This is a genomic window from Aequorivita vladivostokensis, assembly GCF_000952855.1.
GTDB classification, from domain to species: domain Bacteria; phylum Bacteroidota; class Bacteroidia; order Flavobacteriales; family Flavobacteriaceae; genus Aequorivita; species Aequorivita vladivostokensis.
The window spans coordinates 1-3134 of record NZ_JSVU01000020.1 but is presented as its reverse complement, the minus strand read 5'-3'; the positions used below and the strand labels follow the sequence as shown (position 1 = coordinate 3134).

At 40.0% G+C, this 3134-nt stretch carries 2 protein-coding genes and 1 pseudogene; 1 reads left to right on the top strand and 2 read right to left on the bottom strand.

The window, feature by feature from the left end; translation table 11 throughout:
* Positions 1-223: pseudogene (locus tag MB09_RS15325) on the bottom strand (IS1182 family transposase); the annotation flags it as partial.
* 208 nt (positions 224-431) lie between these two features.
* Here MB09_RS15325 and MB09_RS15320 point away from each other — a divergent pair.
* Positions 432-1406, top strand: coding sequence for an AbiTii domain-containing protein (locus MB09_RS15320; protein WP_045081802.1), 975 nt, complete (start codon positions 432-434; stop codon positions 1404-1406).
* Positions 1407-1502: 96 nt separating this feature from the next.
* On the opposite strand, the gene MB09_RS15315 is transcribed toward MB09_RS15320, so the two are convergent.
* On the bottom strand, positions 1503-3053 hold the full coding sequence (locus tag MB09_RS15315) for an IS1182 family transposase (protein ID WP_045081804.1): 1551 nt from the start codon (positions 3051-3053) through the stop codon (positions 1503-1505).
* Positions 3054-3134: the final 81 nt, after the last annotated feature.

The following is a 3134-nucleotide window of genomic DNA, read 5'->3' as shown; positions in this document are numbered from 1 at the left end:
TTATGTTTTCCAGATAGCCCACCAGGCATATCTTAAAAAAGACCACGGGGTCTATGCTCTTTTGCCCACTTTGTCCATAGAACTTATTGGTGAGCGGGTAAAGAAAGTCCAGGTCTAGAACTTCTTTTAGCCGTCGGTAAAAATTTTCTTTTGAAACCCTGTCGCTTAGCTTAAAGCTTGTGAAGAGTTTTTCCTGATAGTTTTTCTTGCCTTGCATAGGCATGAAATTAATAAACTTCTCAATTTTATACAAGCCTTTTGCTATATTTGAAGAGGTGGTTGTGCAACAGGCACACCGTGTATAAACCATTGCTGGGTCTGTGCTCATCTGGAAAATTCTTGGGAATTTTCTCGTAGATTTGTACTTGTAATGGTTCGGGCTTTCACACGCAACGGTCCATACACACAACGTTAGGCACAATTTGAACAAAATGACTGAAAAAACCAATAATACATTTATACTAAATAATGTTATTAATGATTTGATAGATGCTGAAAAGAGTCTGATAAATCCATTAATGAAGCTTAACTATTTTGGTAGAATTACAAAAAACAAAGAATTAACAGAATACACATTAAATGAAATTAAAGGTTATTCAGCAGATTCTAAATTACCTGATTACAGAAAAATAGGAGCAAGATTATATGTAGATTTTCAAGCTGGATGGAATAGTCATCCAAATAAAGAATTACCTGTAGCTGGACTTGACAAAGATATTCAAGAGTTTTGTAATCATATTCGTGTGTACGAGAGTATTCGTGAAATAGAAAATATGAATTTAAAGTTTAGTGAAAAAGATAGTCATTATGAACTTAAATTTCCTCTTCCTTTACAATTATTACCTCAAATTCAACCCTTTGCAACAAGACTTTATAAAAGTGACATTAGAATGCAAGTTACTGGTGCAAGACTAATTGGCAATAGCAGTAAAATGATGGGAATTACAGAAACTGTAAGAACAAATCTATTAGCATTTTCAATGGAAATAGCTGAACAATTTGGATACGAAATAGAACTAACAGATTATAACAAACAACGAGAGGAAAATAATAAAACGATTTTACAATATATGACAACAAACAACATTACGACTTCTGGAGATGGCAATATTATTAATACTGGAGATAAAGCTAAAATAGAAGCTAATATCAATATTTCAAAAGGTAATAAAGAGGAGTTGGCTAAATACCTTCAAGAAAATGGGATTTCACCCGAGGACACTGCCGAATTAGTTGAAATAATCGACACAGAAGAACCTAATCCAGAAAATAAAACTTTTGGAAAAAAAGTTAGTGATTGGACTAAAAAAATGATTGGAAAAGCAGTCGATGGTGGATGGAATGTAGGAATTGGAGCTGCTGGAAGTCTATTAGCCGAAGCAATTGGAAAATATTACGGATTTTAAAAAAACTGTGCCTAACACTGGTAACCGTTGCACAACCCCTTAATTTTTTTAGACCTGAACCAATATAAGCCGTTTTAAGCGGCCTTGCTTTTTTGGTCAGGCTTGAGAATGAACCAAATTTGGTGCCTTTAAAAAATGCCATGCTACATTCTGAAGCACTATTTTTGGCAAAAAATATAAAACAAGGCTTTCCGCCCCGCTCTTTGCGCGTTTTTGGATAAACTTGAGGTATTTCTTGAGGTTGTAGGCCATTGCCGAGAGGTGCATGCATTTATTGGCCTGTTTGATGCCAATGGTATTGACCTTGCGAAGCCCCATAAACTCCTTGAGGGTTCCAAAGACAGGCTCCACGGTGCTTTGCCGTTTGCTTTTTAGATACCGGCCAGTGGGGCTTTTTATTCTCGCTATGTTGCGTTCATATTCTTCCCGGTAAGCAGTGATATTGATCCGCTTCTCGTGGCTTTTACCTATACAGCTTTCTTTGATGGGACATCCCTTGCAATCACTTCGTTTTGTAAAATAATTATCCTTTAATGTGCCTTTTTCAAGTTTCTGCTTGCGGAAGGTTACTTTCTTTCCCTGTGGGCACAGCCAGTAGTTACCTTCTTTTATATATTTAAAGTCTTCGGGGCCGCCTTTGTAAGTTCCGTGGGGCGGAATGTAGCTTTTAATGCCCCTGGCTTCCAGATAGGCATAGTTCTCCCCACTGCTGTAGCCGGTGTCTGCCAAGAGGTGCTCCCAAATCATTCCCTCCTTTCTCAATCGCCTGTTAAGTCTTGCCACGGTGTCTTGCAAATACTGGTTGTCTTTCTTATCGGCGTGGTAAGCCTGCACATCGGTAATCACGTGGCCCCCGGTATCTACGCTTATGTTGCACAGGTAGTTGAGCTTTCTTGCCTTCCCGGGCTTGACACTTATTCTGGAATCGGGATCGGTAGGACTATAATGGGTTTTGTTGCTGGTGTAACGGCTGCCTTTGTTCTTGGCTCCCGGGCGCATATCCTGGTCTTCGCTCCATCTTTTGTTACGGCTCTTGATCTCCTGTAATTCTTTTTTACTGGCCGTTATTTCTTGTTGTTCCTTAGGCGCTTTGTTCTCTTTGGCCTTTCTGTCCCTGCTGCTCTGTACGCGCACCTTGGAAAGGTGTTCTTCAAGTTCATCTGCCGGCACTTTGATCTCAAGACTGTCCATCGAGGCATTGGCCTTTACAGGAGCTGAATCGATGGCCTGGGTATGGCCGCTTACCAGACCGGCCTCTATGCACAATTTCAGAACACGGGTAAAGACTTCTTCAAAAATATCTTCCGGGAAAAGTTGCCGTGTGCGGCTGATGGTGCTGTGCCAAGGTAAAGGCTCGTCAATATCATAGTCCAGAAAATAAAGAATGTCCATGCGCATACTGCAGTGATCCATCAGGCCACGGTCTGTGGTTATGTTTTCCAGATAGCCCACCAGGCATATCTTAAAAAAGACCACGGGGTCTATGCTCTTTTGCCCACTTTGTCCATAGAACTTATTGGTGAGCGGGTAAAGAAAGTCCAGGTCTAGAACTTCTTTTAGCCGTCGGTAAAAATTTTCTTTTGAAACCCTGTCGCTTAGCTTAAAGCTTGTGAAGAGTTTTTCCTGATAGTTTTTCTTGCCTTGCATAGGCATGAAATTAATAAACTTCTCAATTTTATACAAGCCTTTTGCTATATTTGAAGAGGTGGTTGTGCAACAGGCACACCG